The following is a 26,116-nucleotide window of genomic DNA, read 5'->3' as shown; positions in this document are numbered from 1 at the left end:
CTTATCGGGACACTCATCTGTAATTTGAAAGCTTAATCCAAATGGTTTTTATTTTGTACTTAAATAAGATATGCAAAGAATATTATCAAAAAGACAGTATGTCATATTCGTAATTCTATACTGAAAGAGGTATTGAGTTTTAGGGGAAAGTTCAAAAATACACTCTATGCAAACACGATAAGTATTTCATTGTAAAACAAGGGTAAACTCATTATACGTACTAACAATTGTACTCAAATAATATAAGGGTTCATCATGTTATGTTGATTATAAGTTTTTCTATGCCCGTATTTCGTGAATCTATACTATGCTATCGCTATTCAATGGATAAGCATTTCTCTTATAGATACGATGAAAAAGCAATTTTAGTCTTTCCAATAGGAAAGTATACATAACAGTTTAGGTAGCATGATTCAATTTGAGTATATTTCACTATTTTTGCTAAGTATATTCACATTATACATACTATCCCTTTATAATTTTTCGTAGCAAGAAAATATTTTGTTGAAAAGTAAGTTCGCTTATGGATGGGATTACATTAGCTACTCTGGCAATGTGCATCTGTTACCTGCTGCTGTCGTTTGTGCTCTATATCAGTTGATGCCTGATACTGGAGCGGGCACGCCCCCGCATTTTTAAGCACTTCTGCATGCGCTATATTACTTTTTTCTACTTTGTGTTCTGGAGCAGGTATTTGAGAAGATAACAGATATTCGTCATGCTTTTTTGAAGTATCGAGCAGCATTACTCCGGCTATTTGCACAAAATCTGGTCCAATACTCAGTTGAGAAGTGGGCTTTGAAAATTTGTTTCTACGAGAGATAAGAGTACCTAATGTAAAAGGTCTTTCCTGCCCCGAATGCTCCAGGATGACAATGAGGGGTCGGCCTGCTAAAGACTTACGAAACTGGATAGGCAAAGCAAAAGGTGTAAGGGTGATATTGCTGCTCTGGAGAATGCCTTCCGTCTACTGTGAGAGAATGCAGTATGCGCTTAGCTCAAATCAGTCGCCAGGCATTTGATATTCAGCGGACTTTATTTATATTCAAATCTGGGGATTTGCGGAGCAATGCACTGTGCTGTTGTAGAAGGCAATCGGCTTATTGTCAGAAACTTAAGAAGAAAGTTGTATGTACATGGGCGCTTCCAAAGTTGATGACAGTCAATATGATAAGCGTAAGTGCTGACCTTTTTTACTGGCTGATGTTGACCAATATGTGTTGCATCATAAGTTACCAGATTTTTTTACTGAAGATATTAATCCTACTATCGCCTAAAACTAAAGGTGTTTACATTTAAATACGTACTATGTTTTACCATCCTAAGCCTACTGGCTGCACCTGTACTGGCCCAGGAGAATACTACTATAAGCTGTGCCGATGGGGTGGATAATGATGGCGACGGGCTCATTGACTGTGAGGATGATGACTGTCAGACGCTTCCCCATGATGGTTGTAGTACTTGTGGGGAAGGTATTACCTTTGCCGATGAAGTGCTGGAGTATAGTCCGGGGGGTAATCCTTTTAGTTCAAACCATTCTGCCGCGCTGGGGGTCAGTAACTGGACAGGCGCTTTTCCGAGTATGAATGAGTATGTTTCCCTGGGGGAGAGTGGAAATATCAAACTGGCTTTTACCAATAACCTGCTTACCAACTCCGGAGATGCCAGTGATGATCTGTGGATTTTTGAAGCCGGCTCTGCGGAATTAAGCCGGCTGGCGCTGAGGCCTGCCAATGCCTTTACCGAAGCGCAATTACAAATGTTGGGCATCACGGACAGTAATATGGATGGCTTTTATGATGTGGGAAATGTCCTGGGAACTGATGGGTTCGACATAGATATTGTTTTGCCGGGCTATGCCGCAGGGACCTTATTGTTTGATGCCATTTCCATTACTGATGGAAGAGGAGGGCTTCCTGACTCAAGTCCGGGGCCTGATATTGATGCTGTCTGCGCCATCTCCTCAGTAGACCTGGATTGCGCTGGTGTAGTGAACGGCACTTCGGTGCTGGACGATTGCGGAGAATGTCTGGCCCCTGATGATCCGGCTTTCAACCAAAGTTGTACCGACTGTGCGGGTGTAGTGAACGGTACTTCCGTACTGGATGACTGTGGAGAATGTCTGGCTCCTGATGACCCAGCGTTTAACCAGAGTTGTACCGACTGTGCGGGTGTAGTGAACGGTACTTCCGTACTGGACGATTGCGGAGAATGTCTGGCCCCAGATGACCCGGCTTTCAACCAGAGCTGTACGGATTGCGCTGGTGTAGTCAATGGTACTTCGGTGCTGGATGATTGTGGAGAATGCCTGGCCACTGATGATCCGGCTTTCAACCAAAGTTGTACCGATTGTGCCGGGGTAGTGAATGGTAGTTCAGTGCTGGATGACTGTGGAGAGTGTCTGGCCCCTGATGATCCTGCCTTTAACCAGAGCTGTACGGATTGTGCCGGGGTAGTGAACGGTACTTCAGTACTGGATGATTGTGGAGAATGTCTGGCCCCTGATGATCCGGCTTTCAACCAAAGTTGTACCGACTGTGCCGGGGTAGTCAATGGTACTTCTGTACTGGACGACTGTGGAGAATGTCTGGCCCCTGATGACCCAGCGTTTAATCAGAGTTGTACCGATTGCGCTGGTGTAGTGAATGGTACTTCCGTACTGGATGACTGTGGAGAGTGTCTGGCCCCTGATGATCCGGCTTTTAACCAGAGCTGTACCGATTGTGCCGGGGTAGTGAATGGTAGTTCAGTGCTGGACGACTGTGGAGAATGTCTGGCCCCTGACGATCCTGCTTTTAACCAGAGCTGTACCGACTGTGCCGGGGTAGTAAAAGGTACTTCGGTGCTGGATGATTGTGGAGAGTGTCTAGCCCCCGATGACCTTGAGTTTAATCAGAGCTGTACCGACTGTGCCGGGGTAGTCAATGGCACTTTAGTGCTGGATGACTGTGGAGAATGTCTGGCTCCTGATGATCCTGCCTTTAACCAGAGCTGTACCGATTGTGCCGGGGTAGTGAATGGTACTTCGGTGCTGGATGATTGCGGAGAGTGCTTAGCCCCTGATGATCCGGCCTTCAATCAGTCATGTGCTGGAAACGTAATCTATATGCCTAACGCTTTTAGCCCTAATGGAGATGGGTTGAATGATAGATTTGAGCTATTTGGTAGAACTGCCTTAGTAAGACAGGTCAGACAATATATGATTTACAACCGCTGGGGGGAACTGGTATACTATGCTTCCAATTTTGACATGAACGCACAGGACCACTGGTGGGATGGCAGCCTCAATGGCAAAGTTCTTCCTCCTGCTACCTTTGTCTATAAGATAGAAGTCGAGTTTATGGATGGAGAAGTAAGAAGTTATCAGGGTAGCATAAGCCTGATACGGTAAGAGGTATAATAGCTGCGATACTCATGCCTAATAAACGAGCCAATAGTGGAGTTATCCTATACTTTTTTCCTTACCCTTTTGACCGCATTCGGTATCTAAGTCAGCATAAAAACCATATACTTTAGGTGGATAAAATGCTAGTCAGGAAAATGAGTAAGCCCTTTCGGCATTTCTACAACCCAATAAAAGTCAACACTCCTGTCTTGTTGCTTAATCATTTTATGTTTGTGGCTTACCCACTAAGAGGGAATAAAATTAAGGTGTTAAGTCTTAGGCAGTCTTCACAAGATTCACGGAATAATAATATTTAACGATTATTCTGATCATTATTTAGGAATAATGTCTTAGTATTGTCAAATTCGTGATTGTATAAGATGATATTACGATAATTAATAGCGGATTGAGTAAAACAGATAAGAAACCCCCTGTCTATGCTGTCTTACTGGAGAAAGGCTTACGAAAGCTAAAGCTGGGAGGAGGAGCCAAAAAGTATGTATATAACTTTTCCTGGCTTTATTTGCAGAATGTAGTGAGGATGGGGATGGGCTTTTGGGTATCGGTCTGGGTAATCCGTTACCTGGGTCCTGACCGCTTCGGTATCCTGAGCTATGTACAGAGCCTGGTGGCACTGGTTGCAGCCGTTGCTTCCCTGGGCATAGACCAGATTGTGATTCGTGAGCTGGTAAAGCAACCCGACAGGCGCGCCAGCCTCCTGGGTACCTCCTTGGTGATTAAGCTAAGTGGGGCCAGCCTGGCCATAGTGCTGCTGATGTCCGGTGTAAGTCTTTCCGAAGAAGATGCAGTGACCCGATTGCTGACCCTGATCATTGCTGCCGGCATGATCTTCAAAAGTGTCAACGTCATAGACTTTCTTTTTCAGGCTGATGTCAGGTCCAAGTACATGGTGCTGGCCAATCTGGTAGGTTTTGGAGTGATGACCCTCCTGAAAATAGTGATGATCCTGACAAACGCGCCTCTGCTGGCCTTTGGAGGAGTAATACTGCTGGATTCGGTTTTCAATGCCATACGACTCTTCTTTTACTATAAGAAAGAATACTTCAGCATCGGGCAGTGGTCTTTTGATAAAGTACTGGCCAAAAAAATTCTCAAAGAGAGCTACCCGCTCATCCTTTCAGGCATCTCTATTTCTATCGGAATGAGAATTGACCAGGTCATGTTGAAAAGCTATCTGGATGCAGAGAGTGTGGGAGTCTATGCGGCAGGCGTTCGCCTGGCGGAAGTTTTTAACTTTATTCCTATGATTGTGGGGCAGTCTATTTACCCCAAACTAATCCACCTGAATCTGGAGGCAGATAAAGAAAAGGCCACCGTGGTCCGCATCATAAGAGGGGTATTTTTTGCCCTTACAGGCCTGGCAGTAGGGATTAACCTCATCTCCTACTATGCGGTGAGCTTGCTGTATGGCGAAGCCTATATCCAAAGCTATCAGGTGCTGAACATACTGATCTGGACCATACCGCTGATCTACCTGGGCATCATTACCAACAAGCTATTACTCATCAATAATAATAATTTCACAATTTTTGTAAGACAGGCTTTGGTTGCATTATGCAATATTGGCCTGAACCTGATTATGATTCCCTACTATGGGATAGTAGGTTCTGCCGTAGCAACTTTGGCAGCAATATTTATCGTTTTATGCCTGGAATTCTTTATTCCTAAGCTTCGGTGGATTTTTGTGCTAAAAATGAAGGCCCTGTTTACTTTCAGAGCAGAAAATTAGAATCTCTGCTCATAGTCAAGATATATAATTGTCTTGGAGACTTTAGTTATGAAAAAAATATTTATCGTAGGAGCACCCAGGTCGGGAACTACGCTTACCCAGTCAATCCTGGCGGCTCATCCTCAGGTCTTCTCTACTCGTGAAACGCACTTTATTCATCGTATGAGGAGGCAAACCCCCAGCCTGAGGTTTCTGGATCATTTTTTCCTTCACAATAGAAGCAGGCAGGTTGCGCTGGATAAACTTGCCGATCAGTTTCCGGATTTGTACCAGCAATACCAAAAGGATAGGGGAGCCTGCAGTAGGCTGGCTGACACGGTAAAGCTTCTGGATAAGCTTTTTACAGCGGCTGCCCACTCTAATCAAAAGACTCACTGGGTAGAAAAATCACCCGAGCATGTAGGTTATATTAGGTTGATTCACAGGAATATAGAGGAATCAGTATTTATTCATACCATCCGGGATCCCCGTGATAATATTGCTTCGCTTTATGATGCGGGCAACAAATACGCAGACCGTTGGGTGAGGCAAAAAACCGTGCAGCAGTGCATCGACAGGTATAAGTATTTTCTCTCCAAAAGCCTGTTTTATCTCAATAAAAAAGGACACTTTTTCCTGCTTTACGAAAACCTGATCACCCAGCCACTTGAGCAGGTAGAAGCTTTGTATGCTTTTACTGAGCTCAATGGCTATGCGCTTAATGTTCAAAAGATTGACTCCGGAAATGCGAAAATAACCAGCGATCATGAGCCCTGGAAAAAAGAGCTGGGCAAGGGGCTACAGGATACCCGCCTTTTGAAGTACAATCAACTCTTTGATGATGCGCAGAAGCAGCTCATTCAATCGCAAACTGAGCAGGAATATCAGGAGCTTCTCCAGAGAATAGAAAAACAGTGCGTATAGTTGCTTACTTTCCTCTGAATACCTGCAAAAAAGCATTTCCTCCCTCTGAGACTACCCTAGTGGAACTACCCTAGTGGAACTACCCTAGTGGGCTACCCTGAAAAAGATGAGTAGGTATGATAAACATTTCTGAAAGCTTTATTGAGATTTAGCAATAGGCTAAGAGTATCAAGTGCTGCTAAAATCATAACATTCTCAGTCAAATACACTAGAAGTAAAGAAGTTAGGTAAAGGGGGCACTAGGATAAAATCAAGAAAAACTTTGTGCCAACCAAGCACCCTTTAGGTACAAATCAAGAGTACATATTAGTAAAGTATAAGCCTGAAAAATAATCTGTCCATTTGATGTTACAAAGAGGGCGTATAATCAGGTGTAAGGATGTACTTTTTGGTAATAAAAACACATCTTTAGGTGTACCAAAAAAGACGTATTAGGAAAATACAATACCTCTTTTTTTGTACGCTTTTGATATTTCCTATTCGTTTTGCATTTTATAAATATTGACACATAAAATTTTTAAAATACTTGATAAATAATCTAATAAAAGCTAAAATTGTTGGCTAATACGCAATGTAAGTAATTGTTAATTTTTTAAAGTTTGGTCTGTATTATAAATCCTCAAAAAAGACCCAACATATCTTTATAAGCCATTTAAGTACTTGAATAACACTATGAAGGCAACATTTACATTTTTATTTACTTTTTGCTGGGCACTACTCAGTATGCATTTACTCTTTGCACAAACCAATGAGTTTAATGTTAAGGTTAATTTTCAGGACCAGACCACAAACGCTCCTGTAGATTATGTGGCTGATTTTGGTCAGCCCTACCAGTCCAAATCCAACGGTTTTACCTATGGCTGGCTTAGTGTGGCCACCCAATCCCCCATTGATCTTACGACTCCTGGAAATGGAGTGGGGCGTAACCGGAATGTGGCAGGAGTTTCTTTGATTCATAATACCCTGGTGCACATGCAGGGCAATGATATTGAAGGGTGGACAGGTAACCGGGCTACCGAATCCTTCTGGGAAATAGAGGTGCCCAACGGGTTTTATAAGGTCAGTGTGAGTGTGGGGGATCCGGTAGTGGAAGGTAATGCTAATAATCTGTCAGTGCATCATGTCAACGTGGAAGGGGTAGTGGCTATCAATGACTTTGAGGTAAATAATAGCTTGCCGGCGGGAGATCCGGGACGCTTTCAGGCCGCTACTGTTACAGTAGAGGTAAATGACGGGCGTCTTACCATAGATCCGGTAAGTAGTCTTTCTAAAAATACTAAAATCAATTCAGTAGAGGTATTGCCTGCCAGTACCAGTGGAGACGAAGTACTGGAATTTTCGGATCCAAGCCTGGCGGTAGTGTTATATGAGAATGCCGGGTCGGTAAACGAAAGTAACTTTATTTCTGCGACCAATTTTATCCCTTCTCCGGTAGACATCAGCCTGACAGCAGATGCCGGAGGGAACACTCCCGGCTGGATTAAAGTAGGAGGACAACTACTGGATGGTACCGTCGTCCATAATACTGCTGAGGCAGAGATCATATTTGAGTTTGACCCGACAGGACTTAGTGCGGGGCAATATCAGGCTACAGTTACTGCTAGTGGACCAAATCAAACTACTGCCAGCTTTACTGCTGAGCTTACCATTAATGCTCCTATACCTGTGACTTTTCCGGTTCAAATCAATTACCAGGATGCGCAGACCGTCTCTCCCGCTGGCTGGGAAACTGATTTTGGAGAAGCCTATGGTGTGAAGCCAAACGGTTATACTTATGGCTGGTTGAGTATTGAGGGGAGCAAGACTCCTTTAAGCCTGGTGGGAAACGGCCGTAACCGTAATGTATCGGGCTTTAGCGTGCTACAGAATACGCTAATGCATATGCAGTATGATGATGTAGGAGGAAGTGGCGTAAATGCAGAGGGTATGTGGGAAATAGAAATCCCTAATGGTGACTATAAAGTTACTGTAGTGGCAGGAGACCTGTCCCCTGAGAGCCTGAGTGGTACTCGGCATCATATTAATGTGGAAGGAAAAAATGTGCTCTCTTACCCGGCAAACACAGGGCAACTCAATCTGCAGACCCGCATGGATATTATTAAAGTAGATGATGGTAAGCTTAGCCTGGATGCCATAGGCGGATTTAATACGAAGCTCATCTCGCTTATTGTTGAAGAGTCTGAAAATAGTACACAACCCCAGGTATTGGGTACCAGTATCCCTGACGGAGCTATGGATGTAGAGCTTTTACCTACCATCAATAGTCTCAATCTATATCTTCCTAATTCCGGTATTAATCCTGCTACGCTTAATAATACCAATGTAAAACTGTACGAAGTATTGGAAGATCCGGAAATTCAGGGCGGTGAAATTCTTACTAATATAGTATCTACTATCGGTACTTCCGGTGGTTTTGACGTAATCAGTCTTACCCCCAACGAGGTCTTAAAGCCCAATACCAGGTATAAATTTGAAGTAACTGCAAACCTTACTGATCAGTCCGAGATTCCATTTGTTCCCTATACTTCATACTTCACCACTGGTAATGGAACTTCCACTTATAATGGTCCTATAGAGTTTGTGGGACGCACTACGGTAGCTACCGGAGGAAATGGCTATACTTCTCTGGTCATTGGCCCGGACGATAAACTCTACGGTATTACTTCTGATGGCTATATCAAAAGGTGGGACATAGACCGCTCCACAGGCTTGTTGAACAACGAGGAGTTGATCACTACTTTGAGAGATGCTGAAGGAGGAAACAGGCTGGCAGTAGGGATGACTTTTGACCCTAATGCTACTGCACAAAACTTACAGCTTTGGGTTTCTCATACAAAATATGGTTTTTCGGATCAGCCTAACTTCCAGGGTAAAATCAGTAAGCTGGAAGGTAGTAACCTGCAAACGATCACAGATTATGTGATTCACTTGCCCCGCTCAAAAAAAGACCACGTTACCAACAGTATAGAGTTTGGACCAGATGGTGCGCTGTATATTTTACAGGGATCTTTATCAGCCATGGGAGCGCTTGACAATGCATGGAACCGTCATGAAACCCTCCTCTCAGCCAGTCTGCTCAGATTGGATGTAGCCCAGATCAGTAGCCAGAGTATTAGTCTTCCTATAGATGCACAAACTGAAGAAGGAGGTACTTACAATCCCTATGCTACCAATGCTCCCTTAACCATTTACGCGGATGGTATACGCAATGCATACGATATGTACTGGCATAGTAATGGACAGCTTTATGTGCCTACCAATGGTTCGGCAGGGCTGGCCAATGCACCAGGATCAGATCCGGCAAGTACTGACTATCTTGCACCTCAGTATCTGACTTACAGTGGACCACTTGTCCCTTATGTTTCAGGAATCACTACCCAAAATGATTATTTGTTCAGGGTGGAAGAAGGTGGGTACTATGGTCACCCTAATCCCAGAAGGGCAGAGTATGTACTGAACGGGGGTAACCCTGGTATAAATTCACCCTGGCCGGAGGCAGTGGTTTCCCAATATCCGGAAGGCACTCAGCCCGATGCAAGCTATCGGGGATACTCAGCAAACCTGGGCACAAATAAATCTCCTAATGGTATCATAGAGTATCAGAGTGATGCCTTCAACGGGCAATTGGCAGGGAAACTGATCAATGTGTGGTACACTCCTGGAAAGCTGGTAGTGATGGAGCCGGGAGCCGGCCCTGATCATGATATTGAGAATATCATAGAAGATATTCCCAGTTTGAATGCCTTTAACAAACCATTAGATATTATTGAAGATGTGGTTACCGGAAATTTGTATATTTCCGAATATCAGGATATACAAGGAGGGGTAGGGAAAATTACTCTTATCAGGCCTTCTATACCTCCTTCTAATGTAACTCCTATTACCAATATCCAGGTTAATTTTCAGGATGAAGCCAGTACTACCCCTGCAGAGTGGCTGAAAGACTTCGGTGAAGCCTATGGCTTACGAAACTTAACATCACAGGGTGGGGGGCAACTCAGCTATGGGTGGTTTAGAACAGACATGAGTACACCATTAAACCTGAGTGATCCGGGAAATGGCCGTGCCCGCACAAGTGCGAGCGACCCTCTCCTGAATACCTTTATGCATATGCAGGGTGATGATCTCTCTAACTGGAACGACGGCACATCAGAAGAAGGTGTATGGGGGGTAACCGTTAACAATGGTTTTTATGAAATTACTGTTTCGGTAGGCGACGCGGACGAAACCGGAAGCACTCATCATATCAATGCTGAAGGTGTCAATGTGATTGACAGGTTTCAGCCTTCCGGCGCAAATGGATCAGCTTCCCGCTTTAGTACGGCTACCGCAGCGGTACATGTTACAGACGGGGTCTTGAATCTGGATGCAATGGAAGGAGGTTTCAACACTAAAATTAATAGCGTAAGCATAGTACCGCTGGACTCCGCATTAGCTCCTCCGGCATTGCAGGTAAATCTGGCAGGTGACAATTTCCAGCAAACCTATTTAAATAGTGTAGCAGTATCTTTTAGCAGTGCTGCCAATGCTAGCGGAGCATCCCAGGTAAACTTATCTTATACTTTGTTTGATCAGTCTGGAAATCCATTGCAGTCAGGAAGCAGTAGTGATCCATTTACTGTAGATGAGGTTGGCACATATACGCTGGTAGTCATAGGTACAGATAATTCTCCTAACCAGAACCAGGCTAAAGTAGTACGACAGTTTAACGTAGAGGAGGCGAGTGGGGCATTGATCAGCTTGGAAAACCTTACCAAAATTCCCGATACCAATATTGGATTTCCCGCGGACAGCATTTACTCCTTCCACCATATTCGTGATCCTATCAATTCAGATGGAGTTGAAATACGCTTACATAACACCAATACCATGCGTATTCATAATCCTGGCGTAAATCCTCTGCAAATTAATGATATGAGCATCACAGATGAGACTGAATTTGTCATCAATACAATTGGAGGTACTGCAGCAGCAAATGTGACTTTTCCAATAAGTATAGCGGTAGGAGGGTTTTTAGATGTAGAAATGCAGTTTGTGGAAAATGGAGGAGGAAAAGGGGACAGAGCCCAACAGCTGATTATTAACTCCAATGCCGATAATGGCTCTACGTATACCGTACAGTTGTTAGGCAATTATATGGGCTTACCTGAAAGTGGCAATGAGTCAAATTCCATACAGCTTTTTCGCGCATTAGGATTTAAAACCTCAATGAATGGGGATCCGCGTCCCAGTTCAGCGCCTCCACTCCCAGAGGATGTAAATAGCGGTGTGCATGGTGACCTGATTTTAGCTTCAGTATTTGAGCAGGCGGATCCGAACCAACCGGTTAGGTCCTTTCAACTGGCTGCCTTCAGAGGACCTGGAAACGCCAACACCCGCCTGATTGAAGTTAATTCTGATACGCCTATCGTAGATGAAGCAGGTAACCAGTTCTCATATACCTATGGTACTTTATGGCATCAAAGCTTATTACCTAAGACCAATAATAATACATCCAATAAGAAAATAGCTGGTGATTTCTCCAACAGGATTACCCAGCCTTTTAGGATACAGGTAGCCCTTTACAGAAGCAGTGGTGGTAATCCAAGTGGAAATTTAGTAGATCAAGTATCAGGAATCAGGATATATAAGGTCTTAAACTATGCAGGGAAAGTGGTTCCTAACCATTATATCGTTATCCAGGATTATGTCAATGATGGCTGCGAAGGAGGTAGTGCCAATTGTGACTGGAATGACAACCTGCAGTATTTTATGAATATTAAGCCGGTATATGATCCGTTTGTAGCTTCAGCACTGAGTGATATCACAGCTACCGGGGGTGATAATTTTATTTACAATGCCTCTACGGCTTTTGATCAGGGTTATCCGGGCAACCAATTTACTTATTCCGCCCAACTGACGAATGGTAACCCTCTGCCTACATGGCTAACCATTGATAAAAATACCGGAGAAGTACGCGGAACGGTACCTTTGGGAGCTACTGGTAATATAGACATACAGGTAACGGCCACTGATTTGAATGGCATTGTAGTGACCGATGCAGACCTTACATCCTTTAAAATCAATATTGATGAGGCGATCGTAGGCTCAAATGATATCTGGCTGGAGGCGGAATGTGGTGTGATAGGCGCAAACTGGAACTTGTTGAATTTGGCAGAAGCCTCAGCAGGAAGCTATGTTACAATTAGTACAGGCTTGAACAGCTATGGTTCAGCCCCTGGCTCCAGTGCAGACCATGTGAGCCATACCTTTACCGTGAATGAAGCAGGTAGTTATCAGTTATATGCTCGGGTACGTGCTCCCTCAGGTAGTGATGACTCATTCTGGGTGCGGATAGATGGAGGTAGCTGGGTACAGTGGAATGTTACTCCTCGTACCGGAAACTTTATCTGGAGCGAGGTAGGAGTGTTGAGCTTGAATTTTGCAGCAGGGAGTACCCATACGCTGGATATAGCTTACCGTGAAGATGGAGCAGATTTAGACAAGTTGTACCTGACTGCTAATGGAGCTATACCCACAGGTCTGGGAGATCCGGCAGGTAACTGTAGTAACGGTGGCAATCAGGCACCGCTGGCAGATGCAGGAGAAGACATAGAAGTGGTAGACATTGATGCCAATGGCGTAGAGAGTGTGGTACTGGATGGTAGTGCTTCCAGTGACGGAGATGGTACAATTGTGAGTTATAGCTGGAGTAATGGTAGTACAGTAGTAGGCACGGGAGTTAGTATCACAATAGATGCTCCCGTAGGCACTACAGCCTATACCCTTACAGTGACAGATGATGGAGGAGCAGAAGCTAGCGATGTTGTAGAAGTGACTGTAAACGACGCGAGCGTAGGTTCAAATGATATCTGGCTGGAAGCGGAATGTGGGGTGATAGGCGCAAACTGGAATGTGGTGAATCTGGCAGAGGCCTCAGCGGGAAGCTATGTTACGATTAGTACAGGCTTGAACAGCTATGGTTCAGCCCCTGGCTCCAGTGCAGATCATGTGAGCCATACCTTTACCGTGAATGAAGCAGGTAGTTATCAGTTATATGCTCGGGTACGTGCTACCTCAGGTAATGATGACTCATTCTGGGTGCGGATAGATGGAGGTAGCTGGATACAGTGGAATGTTACTCCTCGTACCGGAAACTTTGACTGGCGAGCGGTAGGGGTGTTGAGCTTAAATTTTGCAGCAGGGAGTACCCATACGCTGGATATAGCTTACCGTGAAGATGGAGCAGATTTAGACAAATTGTACCTTACTGCTAATGGTGTAGGGCCCACAGGTCTGGGAGATCCGGCAGGTAACTGTAGTAACGGTGGCAATCAGGCACCGCTGGCAGATGCAGGGGAAGACATAGAAGTGGTAGACAGTGATGCCAATGGCGTAGAAAGTGTGGTACTGGATGGTAGTGCTTCCAGTGACGGAGATGGTACGATTGTGAGTTATAGCTGGAGTAATGGTAGTACAGTAGTAGGCACGGGAGTTAGTATCACAATAGATGCTCCCGTAGGCACTACAGCCTATACCCTTACAGTGACAGATGATGGAGGAGCAGAAGCTAGCGATGTTGTAGAAGTGACTGTAAACGACGCGAGCGTAGGTTCAAATGATATCTGGCTGGAAGCGGAATGTGGGGTGATAGGCGCAAACTGGAATGTGGTGAATCTGGCAGAGGCCTCAGCGGGAAGCTATGTTACGATTAGTACAGGCTTGAACAGCTATGGTTCAGCCCCTGGCTCCAGTGCAGATCATGTGAGCCATACCTTTACCGTGAATGAAGCAGGTAGTTATCAGTTATATGCTCGGGTACGTGCTACCTCAGGTAATGATGACTCATTCTGGGTGCGGATAGATGGAGGTAGCTGGATACAGTGGAATGTTACTCCTCGTACCGGAAACTTTGACTGGCGAGCGGTAGGGGTGTTGAGCTTAAATTTTGCAGCAGGGAGTACCCATACGCTGGATATAGCTTACCGTGAAGATGGAGCAGATTTAGACAAATTGTACCTTACTGCTAATGGTGTAGGGCCCACAGGTCTGGGAGATCCGGCAGTTGATTGTGGAAGCTCACTTCGTGCTGCCCAAGGTGATAAAAATCTAAATGGAGCATCACTAACATCTTCTGACAGTTATTGTGATACTTGTATTGAAATCCTTGCCTATCCTAACCCTACACAAAATGGAGAGATTACGATCAGGTTAGTAAATGTGCATATATATGAGTCCCTTGAAGTAAGAGTAATAAATACCAAAGGACAAATATTGCAGCATAAATTTGTGAATGATACCGCTCTTACTACCCAGATGGCTCTTGACTTGGGAGAAGTTAGTAGTGGTATATATGTAATACAGGTCATTACTAAGGATCAAGTATATCAAAAAGAAATTATCAAATTATAAAAATGATAAATTGAACTTATCAAGACCACCTTCTACTTCAGGAGGTGGTTTTTTTATGATGTTGAGGGTTGCTATATCTTAAAGTTCTTGGCAGTAACGATGCTAGGCAAGGTATTTTTAGCCAGTATTTAAATAGAAGCCAAGAGAGTTACTTAATATATATTCTATGAGAATTTGCTCTGTGCTGGGTAAAATGACTCAGGTGTAAATGAATGGAAGTAAGTAAGCTGGTTTAAACCATATAAGTGTGGATTAATAAATATGGAAGCATATTGCAGTTAATGATTTATAGAAAATCTTCAAATAGATCAATCAAGATGCATCAATGGCACTTTGATGCGAAATTCCTTGTAAAAGGTACAATTGCCTGTTTTTCAATTTGATAAGCTACTTATCAATATAATAAGTACCCTAAGCTATATATGAATATCATTATTTCAACTACCGTAGAATAATTAGGAATTGACTAAGGAACAAAGGAGTAAATTATCGTAGAGGAAATAATTTATGCTTAGTTATTGCTTCTTTCCTACATATGGCGGATGCTAACAGGATGTTGGAGTACTTTTTGACGGTCCATCAAAAATGACCAAAGCTTTTAAGTAATCCTTCATATTAAATTTAGCTATGATTTTTCCTTTACAATCGAAAAACTACGAACTCATTATCATTGCCCTGTGTATGTGGTTGCCCATTTTGACAGTTTCGGCACAACCAGGCGGGAAATATGGTACAGTCAGTAAGAATTATAGTATTCCTGGTGGTGCCTATTTTGCCGCCCCTAATGGGAATGGGAGTGCTCCCTGTAGCGAAGGAAACCCTTGTTCGCTATCAACTGCCTTACAAAAAGCACCTCGTGGTACTACCATTGTGCTAAAAGGAGGTACCTATCGTACCAGTAAATATAGTACCACTATTAGGAGACGTTTAACCATCCAGCCTTACCCCGGAGCAGATGTAGTGCTCAAAGGTAGTGAAATAGAGAAAAACTGGACTGCTTCAGGGAATACCTGGCGAACAAACTGGGACGATCTATTTGGTAAGCCTAATAATGATGATGGTAGAGCCGTCACTTCCGAAAACCCTATGGCAGACCATCGTGATATGGTATATATAAACGGTCAGGCACAAAAACAAGTGGGTTCTAAAAGCCAGGTGAGCGCGGGTAAGTTTTATGTTGATTACTCTAACAAAGTTGTCTATATCGGTACTAATCCTTCAGGTAAGCAGGTAGAAATTAGTGCAGTATGGTGGGGTTTAAATACTTATGATCTCGCAGAGAGTGGAGTTACAATCAGGGGATTGAAAATTATGCATTATACGGATGCTGGTCTTTTCATAGGCTCACCGGGTACAGTTATAGAAAATTGTGAGGTAGTATGGAATGGTGCAGCAGGTATCAGAGTGCAACATGCTGATGATGTGGTATTAAAGAATAATTTGTTTGCCTATAATGCTTGTCAGGGAGGAGGTATTTCATATGCTGACCGTATTAAGGTAATTGACAACAGCTTCAAAGAAAACAATTATGAAAACTATAACAGAAATAGCTGGTCAGCTTCAGGAATAAAGGTGTTATGGTCTAGAAGTGCAGAAATACGTAACAACTCTTTTGTTGATAATGATGCTAACGGACTTTGGCTGGACGAAAGAAGTAACAATTCTGTTGTCGTTCATAATTTTGTCAAAAACAGCACTCGCAGTGGTATACATTGTGAAATATCAAATAATGTAATCATTGCAGGTAATGTGGTCCTTGAAAGCGGTAAGCATCAGAGTTTTTTGGGTAAGGGAATTTCCGTAGCAAATTCATCAGGAGTAAAAGTGTATAACAACACACTTTATAACAATGAATTAGCATTAGATGTCATAGAGAATGAGCGAGGAGATGAAAAAGATCCTAATGACCCTTATATTACCAGAAATACAGTAATAAAGAATAATATCTTATCAGAGGCATTTCTCAGCGAGTACCCATCTTCTTTGTATCATATGAAGAAGGAAAATTGTGGTGATGATGCTATAAGTGCACAGGATCATAATGCTTATTATCGTTCCACAGCAGGTGACCCAAATTTAGCGGTGAGATGGAAGATCAAAAATAATAATTGTAATGAAGAGCAGCGTTTTGAAACTATACAGGAATTCAAGAATAAGCTAGGGCTTGAAAAAAATGGTTTTGGGATACAAGGAGGTAATGAACCATTCTTTGTAGATGCTAACTCAGATAACTTTAACCTGAAATCTTCTTCAATGGCGATTAAGGCAGGATCTCCCTTACCGTCAGATGTAGCCCAGGCTATGGGCTGGGAGAGTGGCAAAGTAGTAGACATTGGAGCATTTCAAACAAATATCAGTGAGTCTCCTACTCCGGATACAGGGGGGCTTCCTTGGAAAGAGACATTTACCACCAGTGATGGGGCAACCAGTGATAATGGTTTAAGTGATGGAAGTGCCTGGAGCCTGAATAGAGGCAATATGTCAGACAACGCTGCATTTAATGTGCAAAATGGCCGTTTGCATGCTAGAGGTGCAGTAGGGGAAGGAAGCTGGCGTTCAGAACAAATTAATATTGAAGGGAAAGAAGTGAACCTATCGCTTATGTTGTATTCACAAGGTAATTTGGAAGATCCTTCAGATTATGTGAAAGTTTACACCCGTATTGATGGTTCGGAAAAACTAGTAAAAGAAGTAAATGGTAACTTAGGAAGTTCTGGGGTGCAGGTAAAAGCTTCTAATCTCAAAGGTAAAGTATTACAGCTCATCGTAAAATTTAAGAACAGTGATTATACTGAGTTTTACTTTCTGGATAATGTCAATGTCAACACCTCAACTACCACAACTGTACCTTCAGGTGGGATCATTGAAGGTATGTCAATAGTAGTAGAAAGTACAGGAGCAAAAGTTCCTGGTTACACTGACATTACAGAAGGAGAAAATGTTCATTTGGAAGATCTTCCATCCACAGGGCTTAATATCTATGCTAATTTATCCAAAACTGTGGGTAGTGTGGTATTTGATTACAATGGAACTTCTGCCTATCAAGTGGAAAACAATGCCCCTTATGCTTTAGAGGGAAATGGTGGCAGTTACAGCAACCTCAGTCTGCAAACAGGTTCTAATACAATAACCATAAAAGCTTATAGCGACTCAAATGGTAAAGGGACATTGTTAGACACTAAAAAGATCAACTTTAATGTAAAAGGTGAGGAAACTGCTAGTTCTAGTCCTAGCCCAAGTCCATCTCCATCTCCATCTCCATCCGGAGAAATAATAAATGGAATATCTGTAGTAAGGGAAAGCACAGGACAAAAGGTCAGCGGTTACACTTCAATTACTGAGGGTGAAACTATTCATTTGAGAGATCTTCCTTCTACTGAGCTTAATATGTATGCCAATATCTCAGGGGAAGTAGGTAGTATTGTTTTTGATTATAATGGTGTATCAAGGTATCAGGTAGAAAGTGTTGCTCCTTATTCATTAAATGGTGATGGTGATGGATACAGAACATTGTACTTCAAAGTAGGTTCGCATACGATTACTATGAAAGCATACAGCGAAGCAGGAGGCAAAGGTACTTTACTTGATCAAAAAACTATTAACTTCAATGTAAGAGACAATGCATCTCCTAGTAGTTATAGCGCTATGCTTGATACCAATCCTTTAGAAGTTAGCATATCTCCTAATCCTTTCATTAATGATATTACTATCAATATTAAAGGCGCAATGAATAATCAGGTGAATCTACAAATTACCGATTATGTAGGCAATGAAGTATTTAGAAAAGATCAAGTAAGCAGTGAAGGAAGCATTTATCTTGATTTGTCTTTCCTGCCTTCTAATATATATATATTGAGAGTAGCAGACGGGGCAGGTAATATCCGAAGTATACGCCTGCAGAAAGATTAGCCATAAAAATGATCGATATTTTATATAGAAGCCAGCTTAAAGAGCTGGCTTTTTTATTGGAAAAATGCAATTTTTTTAAGTAGTGATTGATCTCTGATATTGTAAAAATCCAATTTGTGTTTATTTAATGTTATTTGAAACCTTAAATAATTGATTCAGCCTATTGTAAGATATTGCGTATTCGTAATGTTTTATTTTTCAGATTAATTTTTACAGGAAGACTGTAAAAGAATAAAATTTTGCTATTATAAAAATAGTTAGTTGTTAAAAATAACATTATCAGTAAGCTGATCTGGGATATGTCCTAGATATTACATTTCAGATAATACTGGTAAAGTACAATAAAATAGTCCCAAAGTGGTCGCTCATTTGATACTTAGAAAAGTACAAATAAATGAGTGATTATGAATAGGAACTTTACTTTCAAAGATTGGATACTTACTCAAAGATTTTGGGTAAGATCTACATGTTATTTGTTAATGTGCTATTGTACTACTCAACTAATGGCTCAGCCTAGTGGTAGTTATGGAACGGACGACGCATATTATAGTATACCCAGCGGAGCATACTTTGTGTCGCCAAACGGTACAGGAAGTGCACCTTGTGGAGAGAATAACCCCTGTGCACTATCTACAGCCTTGCAAAAAGCACCCCGGGGTACAACTATTGTATTCAAAGAGGGAACTTATCGTACTAGTAAATATAGTACAACTATTCCTCGCAGGATGACCCTTCAACCTTATCCAGGGGCAAATGTGATTTTGAAAGGTAGTGAGGTGAAAAGAGATTGGGTAGCTTCAGGGAATGTATGGAAAGGAAACTGGTTAGATCTGTATGGTAAACCTAATAATGATGATGGCAGAGCAGTGGGGATAGAGAATCCAATGGCCGATCATCGTGATATGGTGTACGTTAATGGACAATCTCAAAAGCAGGTAAGCTCATTGAGCGAGGTAGGCCCAGGAGAATTTTATGTAGACTACACAAGTAAGGTAGTTTATATAGGCACTGACCCCTCAAGTAAGCAAGTGGAAATTAGTGCCGAGTGGTGGGGATTAAATACTTATGGTGTATCCGAGGATGGTATCAACATTCGTGGTCTAAAACTGATGCATTATACAGATGCGGGTATTTTTATAGGCTCGCCAGGTGCAATTATTGAAAATTGTGAGGTAGTATGGAACGGCGCAGCTGGTATCCGAGTACAGCATGCTGATGATGTCGTTTTAAAAAATAGCTTATTTGCTTATAATGCTTGCCAAGGAGGAGGTATAGCGTATTCTGACCGGGTCAAGTTGGTTGGGAACAGTTTTAATAACAACAATTTAGAAAAATACAATAGAAACAGCTGGTCCCCTGCTGGAGTGAAAATTCTGTGGTCGAAAGAAGTAGAGGTACGCAATAATTCATTTGTAGATAATGATGCCAATGGCCTTTGGCTTGATGAAAAATGCAATGGATCTATATTGGTTAATAATTTTGCTAAGAATAATGCTCGTAATGGAATACACTGCGAGATCACTGATGATGTGATTATCGCTGGGAATGTTGTGCTAGAAAGTGGTAAGAATGAAAGGTTTTTGGGAGCAGGTATCTCAGTGGCAAACTCTTCAGATGTAAAAGTGTATAATAACACTTTATATAATAATGAGATAGCATTAGATGTATTTGAGAGTACTCGGGGCGATGAGAAAGATCCTAACGACCCCTATATTACCAGAAATACAGTCATAAAGAACAATATACTATCCGAAGCTTTTATTAGCCAATACCCGTCTGCATTATATCATATGAAGAAAAAAGAGTGTGATGATTATGCTATAGATGAACAGGATTATAATGCGTATTATCGTTCTACTGCTGGAAAACCAAGTTTGGCCGTTAGGTGGAAAATCAATAATAATGTGTGTAATGTGGAGGAAAGGCTGGAGACAATTCAGGAATTCAGAACCAAATTAGGATATGAGCAGCATGGATTTGGAATACAAGGAGGTGATGACCCTTTCTTTATAGATGCCGCTTCAGGTAATTTTAATCTGAAATCTACTTCAATGGCAATCAAGTCGGGTGCTCCACTGCCTGAAGATATAGCCCAGGCAATGGGTTGGGAAAGTGGAGTAGTTGTGGACATGGGAGCTTTTCAAACAGATATCAGCCATTCTCCCACTCCCGAGACAGGAATTTTACCTTGGGTAGAGACTTTTACAACCAGTGATGGAGCTACTGATGATAATGGGTTCAGTGACGGAAGCTCCTGGAATCTGGATAGAGGAAGCATGTCCAGTAACGCAGCTTTTAAAGTAATGGACAGCCGTTTGCAAGCAAGAGGAACTGTTGGAGAAGGAAGCTGGCGATCAGAACAAGTTAATATTGAGGGCCAAATAGTTGATCTATCTTTAATGTTATATTCCCAGGGTGATTTAGAAGATAAGTATAATCCCGATTACATAAAAGTATATTATAAAGTAGATGGAGTAGATTATCTTTTAAAAGAAGTAAAGGGTGGAATAGGAAGTGCAGGAATCAAGGTAAGTATCTCAGAAATTATTGGTAAGCAATTAGAATTAATAGTAAAATTCAAAAACAGTGACTATACAGAATTTTACTTTCTAGATAATATAGAAGTAATCAGCACCGGTAATACTGAACCTAAAGCCGAGATTACAGACATTAACTTGATAGACAAAGAAAATGCAAATACCCTTGAAGAGTATGATTTAGAAACCAACACTGTAGAACTGGATAAATCTGAACTGGTGTTAGATGATCTGGATATACATGTAGAGGTTGAAGGAGATGTAGGCAGTGTAGTTTTTGATTTTAATGATATTGAAAACTATAGTATTGATAATACAGCACCTTATTCACTGCATGAAGAAGAATCTGCATCTTTACCAATTGGAGAAAATACGATTAAGGTGAGGGTTTACAGTGAGGCAGAAGGTAAAGGTATACTGTTAAGTGAAAAGGTATTCTCCTTTCTTGTCAAAGAAACCCTTAGCAACGAGGCAGTGGAGCGGTGGTACGAAGATTTTTCACTTCCTATGAAAACCAGAAATGATTTTGGCAGTACAGCATGGAACTTAGATGCATCCACAGTAACGCCAAGCAAAGCCGTATTTCAGGTAGAAAACGATATGCTAAGATTATCTGAAACCTCCTCTATAAATGATGCAGGTTATGTGACATGGGTATCAGAAACCATCAATATTTCAGGTCAGCCTGCTGCTAAAATTAATTTTGAGGCCAAATATGTTGGAATCATGGAAGATGACATAGCTACTGGAGACTTCATCAATGTTTTTTATAAAGTTGACGAACAACCTTTGCAGGCAATTCTTAAAAAGTACGGAGGGTTTGAGCATGAGAATCAATGGTATCAGTTTGAACAAAATAATATTAAAGGAAAGAAACTTCAGATCATTATTCAGGCACGTACTACTACAGACTCCGAAAGTTATTTTGTAGATAATATGAAGGTTAGTGAGGATCAGGTTGAACGCCCTGTACAATCTTTGCCGTGGCAGGAAGACTTTGCTGGAGCAAATGATTTATTAGAACAACAGGATGCGACTGCATGGTTTTTTAGCCAGGTACCACATGAAAAGGATGAAATGTTCGGAGTAAGAGAAGAAAGCTTGTATTTCTCTCAGCATGCAAGTGTCACCAAATGGTCAAGTTATCCAATTAATATTACAGGAGCACAAAGTGTAAAGATAGGCTTTGACATAAAAGAAGTTGGAAAGATGGAAGCTGAAGGCCCACAACATGATTTTATCAAAGTTTATTACCGGTTAGATAAAGGTGAAATGCAGCCTCTCTTAATTCAGGATGGAAACCTTAATGTTCAAAATGAGTGGGTACATATTGAAAAATCAGGCCTTGCAGGGGATACTTTAGAGATTTTTATAGAAGGAAAAACCTCTGCCAATTCAGAGTTCTATTTTGTTGATAATATTACTATAGAAGATGAACACGAGGAAAGTAGTGTGCAAGCGTTGCCTTGGTACGAAAGTTTTGAAGGTGCTAATGGTGTATTGAGTCAAACAGATAATACTGCCTGGTTCTTCAGTAGTAGTGGAGATGATCAAAATGGAATTTTTGGTATAAAAGAAGAAAGTATATACATATCAATGAATTCTAATACTGTAGAATGGTCAACTGAGCCCATCAATATTACTACAGCAGAAAGTGTAAAGGTAAGTTTAGATATTAAAGAAATTGGAGATATGGAGACCTCAGGTACCGCTAGAGACTTTCTTAATATCTATTACCGGGTTAATGGAGGAAGCATGCAGCCTATATTAGAACACAATGGCAATTTGGAAAAAGACGGTCAGTGGATTCATATAGAAGCTGGAGGTATTCAAGGTGAAACATTGGAGATTGTAATAGAAAGTAGAACCTCTGCCTTTTTGGAAACCTTTTATATTGACAACATCTCTGTGCAAGCAGAAGGAATAAAAGGAGAAGAAGCGCCTGAAGAAGAGATAATCAGTACATTGACTATTTATGCAGCAGGTAAGTCTGGCTATGAAACCATGGAGTTAAGGATAGATGGTCAAGCAGTAATGAGTTGGGATTACATTGGAGGAAATGTATATGACCCTATCTTTGAGGAATATGTATATGAGCATAGAGGGGCTAAGCTAATGCCTTCTCAGGTGCAGCTTGTATATGTAAGTGATGGTGAATATCAGCCTTATGCAGGAATAAGAGTAGATAAAATCAATATTGATGGAGAGGTATTTGAGACAGAGGCTTCTACAACTTATGGCGTAGGAATATATGTAGATGGAGATTGTCAGGAAGGGTATTTACAGGATGAGAGCTTACAGTGCGGAGGTTATTTTAGATTTATGGCAACTGAAATTGAGAATTACTTTCTGGAAGTTAATGCTTATCCTAACCCCACGCAGGGTGATCAGACAGTTGAGTTTACTACCAACTTAGATCAGGTTACGGTAAGGATTATTGACATGCAAGGCAATGAATTAGTAAAATATCCTCAGGTCAATACTTCTAATACTTTGCAGCTTGATTTAAGTTTACTAAAGGCAGGAATATACATCCTTCATGTATCTTCAGAGAGTAAATATGCAGAGATGCGTATTTATAAAGAATAAAGTGAAATAATAAAAATAGATTTTGTTAATAAAGGTAGGCAATCCCATGACTGTCTACCTTTTTTTTATATGCCGATATTAAATGAAAAAGTGCACCTTTATTGTAGACACAAAAGCTTTATCTAAAACAGACACTTTAAATAAAGAATATAATGTTGGTTACTTTACAATTGATCTAATTTTGTTAAGAGCAATCTTCCCAACTTTAGACAGGGTGCTTACACTATATACTTGGCTTCTAATGGCTTTAAATGAATAATTTTCAAGCTCCTTAAAAATTTTCTCATGAAACTTTTCATAGCCCTGATTGGCATAGGCAGCTGAAATTTCATGATGTTCCTGTAGGGTACTAAATAGCCAAGCTAATATATAATCCCTGGAAGTATACTCAAGCCCGGAAAGCTCATTTAAAAAAGCCATTTCGGCCCATCCTGGTACTCTTTTTAAACCATGTTTAGCAAATTTTTTGGATATCTGGTTTTTAAAGGTATGATCAAATGTTGTCTTTGTAATTCTAAAAGGTCCCTTAACATCCAGAGAAAGAAGGAAGAAGTCTTTATCCTTCATGTAATTTAATACATCGACTACTTTGTCTTCTTGCTTATAAGCATCTATTAAACCGGGCTCAAACTCTAGCATAATTGCCCTATTTTGCATTTGGGTGCTTAAAGAGCTGAATAACCTCAGGTCAATTCCTTGTGCATCGGTTTTAAACCAATCTATATAATCAAGTCCTATTTCTTCAACTACTTTTTTGAGTTCGACAATTTTTAATTTTATCTTTTTAGTGACTTCAAAATAGTCAGCATAATGATAAGGCTGAAGTTTAGCTAAGTTAGGTTCTAAAAGGCTTGAGCAGTAAGGGCTTTTAGTAAGATAAAAATCCATTTCATTGTACTCAGCCTTATCTACAACAATTTTATTGAAAACATATAGCTTTTTAAAAAGCTTATCTTCTTTTTCAATGAACTCGAAATCACGATCATCGGCATCAAAAGCTAAGCCGATCGAGAAGGATGCGATTTTTTTCCATACTGGATTAATATCATTAGATGCTCCAATATCTACAAGTACAGGCGGCTTAGCTATTATGTCTTCTCTAGAGGATATTTTATCGATAATCTTATTTAGGTTCATTTTAAAAGGTCAAGGGTGAAACATTTCAGTTATTAAATATATCATTTTCTTATTTTCGTTAAGGCTTACAGTTTTTTTACCCTGAGTTTAATCCACTCTGTTATTTTAGAAAAAGTTTTTACATAATGAATTGAAAAAAGCAGGAAGAAGAGTTGAACACGTTGATAAAAAGAAATTTTTAAGTTTGGATTTGCTGATCTTAACTTTCTGTAAGCTTGAGATAAAGGAATATAAACAGCGATAAGCTCATAAATATACTTAAACAATTGCTTAGAAGAGGGTAGAGAAGGGTAGTATTTACTATTATAATTTCTGTTGACACGATAGCTCTTGGAAATTATCGCTTTAATACTGTTTCTGGATGGATGCCTTACGATAGCCTCAGGGGCATATAGTAGTTCCAGTCCAAACTTAAAAACCTTTTGTCCCCATTCAAAATCTCCCCCTGATGCCATATTTGGGTTAAAAAGGCCTACTTTATTGAATGTGTTTTTTGTGGTTAACATATTTGCTGTAGCAGCAAAGTGGTTTTCATGTACGTAATGATGCTGAGGAAATGCAAAAGCAAGGTCAAAAATATCGCCTAATGTTTTTTTATTTTTGGTAGCAAAAACCTGAATTTTACCTCCGACTAGGCCTATATTAGGATTATCCATTAATCTCTTAATACCATTTTCTAACCAGTAGGGATCAGGAATGCAATCTGAGTCAGTAAAAGCCAAATATTTTCCTTTAGCTTCTCTTATTCCTTTGTTTCTGGCAGCATATGACCCCTGCTTTTTTTCATGAAGATACTGTACGTGGTATTGAACACAAACATTTTTTACATCTTCTGTTGAATTATTATCGATTACAATTACTTCATACTTTAAGTCAAAGCGCTTATTTCTTTGACTTTGTAGAGCCTCCAGACATAGCGCTAAACGTTTGGTGTCGTTGTAAACAGGTACAATAACCGAAACAAAAATAGGTTCTTCTGTAACGCTGCTCTTCATTTTTTTAGGCTTGAAAACGATATAAAAAAATTTTTACTTCTGAGTTACTCAAAAGATTTTGCCACTTTTGATGATTGACTAAATGAATATTAAGAAATAATATAAAGGTAAGGTTTTTGTGATAAAAAGTACTCATTTATAGCTAAACGTACTCATTAAGTTTTAAGGGTTTGTTCTAAAATTAAAAGCTATTAATTATAAAATTATTAACATAATTCTGATTTTCTTAATATTATTTTCGTTAATTTTGAATTTGTCTATTTATTTGTAATTCAAGTATAAGGAATAAGGAGTAAGTTTAAGAGCAAGGTAAGCATGTAAGGTATTATTTATTTGACAAGTTTTTTATTTGCTTTTAAGACAATTCAAAATAGAAAAAATACTAAATTAAATTTTGTCTATTTAAATTGGAAGATGTATTCATGAGCAAATTTATACTCAAAAAGGAGAAAGTATAAGGTAGGGTTAATTAAATAAAAGAGGTTAGGAAAGTTAACTACAGTTTGTTTCAAAATTATAT

The 26,116-nt window shown here is 40.7% G+C and carries 9 protein-coding genes; 6 read left to right on the top strand and 3 right to left on the bottom strand.

Annotation, left to right across the window (positions count from 1 at the left end; all coding sequences use genetic code 11):
* Positions 1–538: 538 nt before the first annotated feature.
* The gene (locus WJR50_RS07265; RefSeq protein WP_341292580.1) at positions 539–919 is read right to left on the bottom strand and encodes a hypothetical protein; all 381 of its coding nucleotides are present in this window, start codon (positions 917–919) and stop codon (positions 539–541) included.
* Positions 920–1,285: 366 nt separating this feature from the next.
* Between WJR50_RS07265 and WJR50_RS07260 the strand changes: the two genes are divergently transcribed.
* From WJR50_RS07260 to WJR50_RS07235, 6 genes are all read left to right on the top strand, one after another.
* Positions 1,286–3,391 carry a T9SS type B sorting domain-containing protein gene (locus WJR50_RS07260; RefSeq protein WP_341292579.1) on the top strand — a complete coding sequence of 702 codons (2,106 nt, stop codon included), beginning with the start codon at positions 1,286–1,288 and terminating at the stop codon, positions 3,389–3,391.
* 400 nt (positions 3,392–3,791) lie between these two features.
* Positions 3,792–5,135 carry a flippase gene (locus WJR50_RS07255; protein WP_341292578.1) on the top strand — a complete coding sequence of 448 codons (1,344 nt, stop codon included), beginning with the start codon at positions 3,792–3,794 and terminating at the stop codon, positions 5,133–5,135.
* Positions 5,136–5,183: 48 nt separating this feature from the next.
* Complete coding sequence (locus tag WJR50_RS07250; RefSeq protein WP_341292577.1) at positions 5,184–6,038, top strand: sulfotransferase family protein; 855 nt, start codon at positions 5,184–5,186, stop codon at positions 6,036–6,038.
* Positions 6,039–6,761: 723 nt separating this feature from the next.
* On the top strand, positions 6,762–14,429 hold the full coding sequence (locus tag WJR50_RS07245; protein WP_341292576.1) for a PKD domain-containing protein: 7,668 nt from the start codon (positions 6,762–6,764) through the stop codon (positions 14,427–14,429).
* 627 nt (positions 14,430–15,056) lie between these two features.
* The gene (locus WJR50_RS07240; RefSeq protein WP_341292575.1) at positions 15,057–18,338 is read left to right on the top strand and encodes a right-handed parallel beta-helix repeat-containing protein; all 3,282 of its coding nucleotides are present in this window, start codon (positions 15,057–15,059) and stop codon (positions 18,336–18,338) included.
* 503 nt (positions 18,339–18,841) lie between these two features.
* Positions 18,842–23,464, top strand: a complete 4,623-nt coding sequence (locus WJR50_RS07235) for a right-handed parallel beta-helix repeat-containing protein (protein ID WP_341292574.1) — start codon at positions 18,842–18,844, stop codon at positions 23,462–23,464.
* Positions 23,465–23,623: 159 nt separating this feature from the next.
* On the opposite strand, the gene WJR50_RS07230 is transcribed toward WJR50_RS07235, so the two are convergent.
* Positions 23,624–24,601 (bottom strand): hypothetical protein, encoded by a 978-nt coding sequence (locus tag WJR50_RS07230; RefSeq protein ID WP_341292573.1) that lies wholly within the window; start codon positions 24,599–24,601, stop codon positions 23,624–23,626.
* A 65-nt stretch (positions 24,602–24,666) separates the two neighbouring features.
* Positions 24,667–25,596, bottom strand: coding sequence for a glycosyltransferase family 2 protein (locus tag WJR50_RS07225; RefSeq protein WP_341292572.1), 930 nt, complete (start codon positions 25,594–25,596; stop codon positions 24,667–24,669).
* Between the last annotated feature and the right edge of the window lie 520 nt (positions 25,597–26,116).

The organism is Catalinimonas locisalis (assembly GCF_038039535.1).
GTDB lineage: Bacteria > Bacteroidota > Bacteroidia > Cytophagales > Cyclobacteriaceae > Catalinimonas.
Note: the sequence above shows the minus strand (reverse complement) of the source record. Positions and strands in the feature narration are given on the sequence as shown.

Coding starts and splice junctions, on each gene's coding strand:
- WJR50_RS07230 (WP_341292573.1), bottom strand. CDS start 24,601: ATGAACCTAAATAAGATTATCGATAAAATATCCTCTAGAGAAGACATA.
- WJR50_RS07250 (WP_341292577.1), top strand. CDS start 5,184: ATGAAAAAAATATTTATCGTAGGAGCACCCAGGTCGGGAACTACGCTT.
- WJR50_RS07245 (WP_341292576.1), top strand. CDS start 6,762: ATGCATTTACTCTTTGCACAAACCAATGAGTTTAATGTTAAGGTTAAT.
- WJR50_RS07235 (WP_341292574.1), top strand. CDS start 18,842: ATGGCTCAGCCTAGTGGTAGTTATGGAACGGACGACGCATATTATAGT.
- WJR50_RS07240 (WP_341292575.1), top strand. CDS start 15,057: ATGATTTTTCCTTTACAATCGAAAAACTACGAACTCATTATCATTGCC.
- WJR50_RS07225 (WP_341292572.1), bottom strand. CDS start 25,596: ATGAAGAGCAGCGTTACAGAAGAACCTATTTTTGTTTCGGTTATTGTA.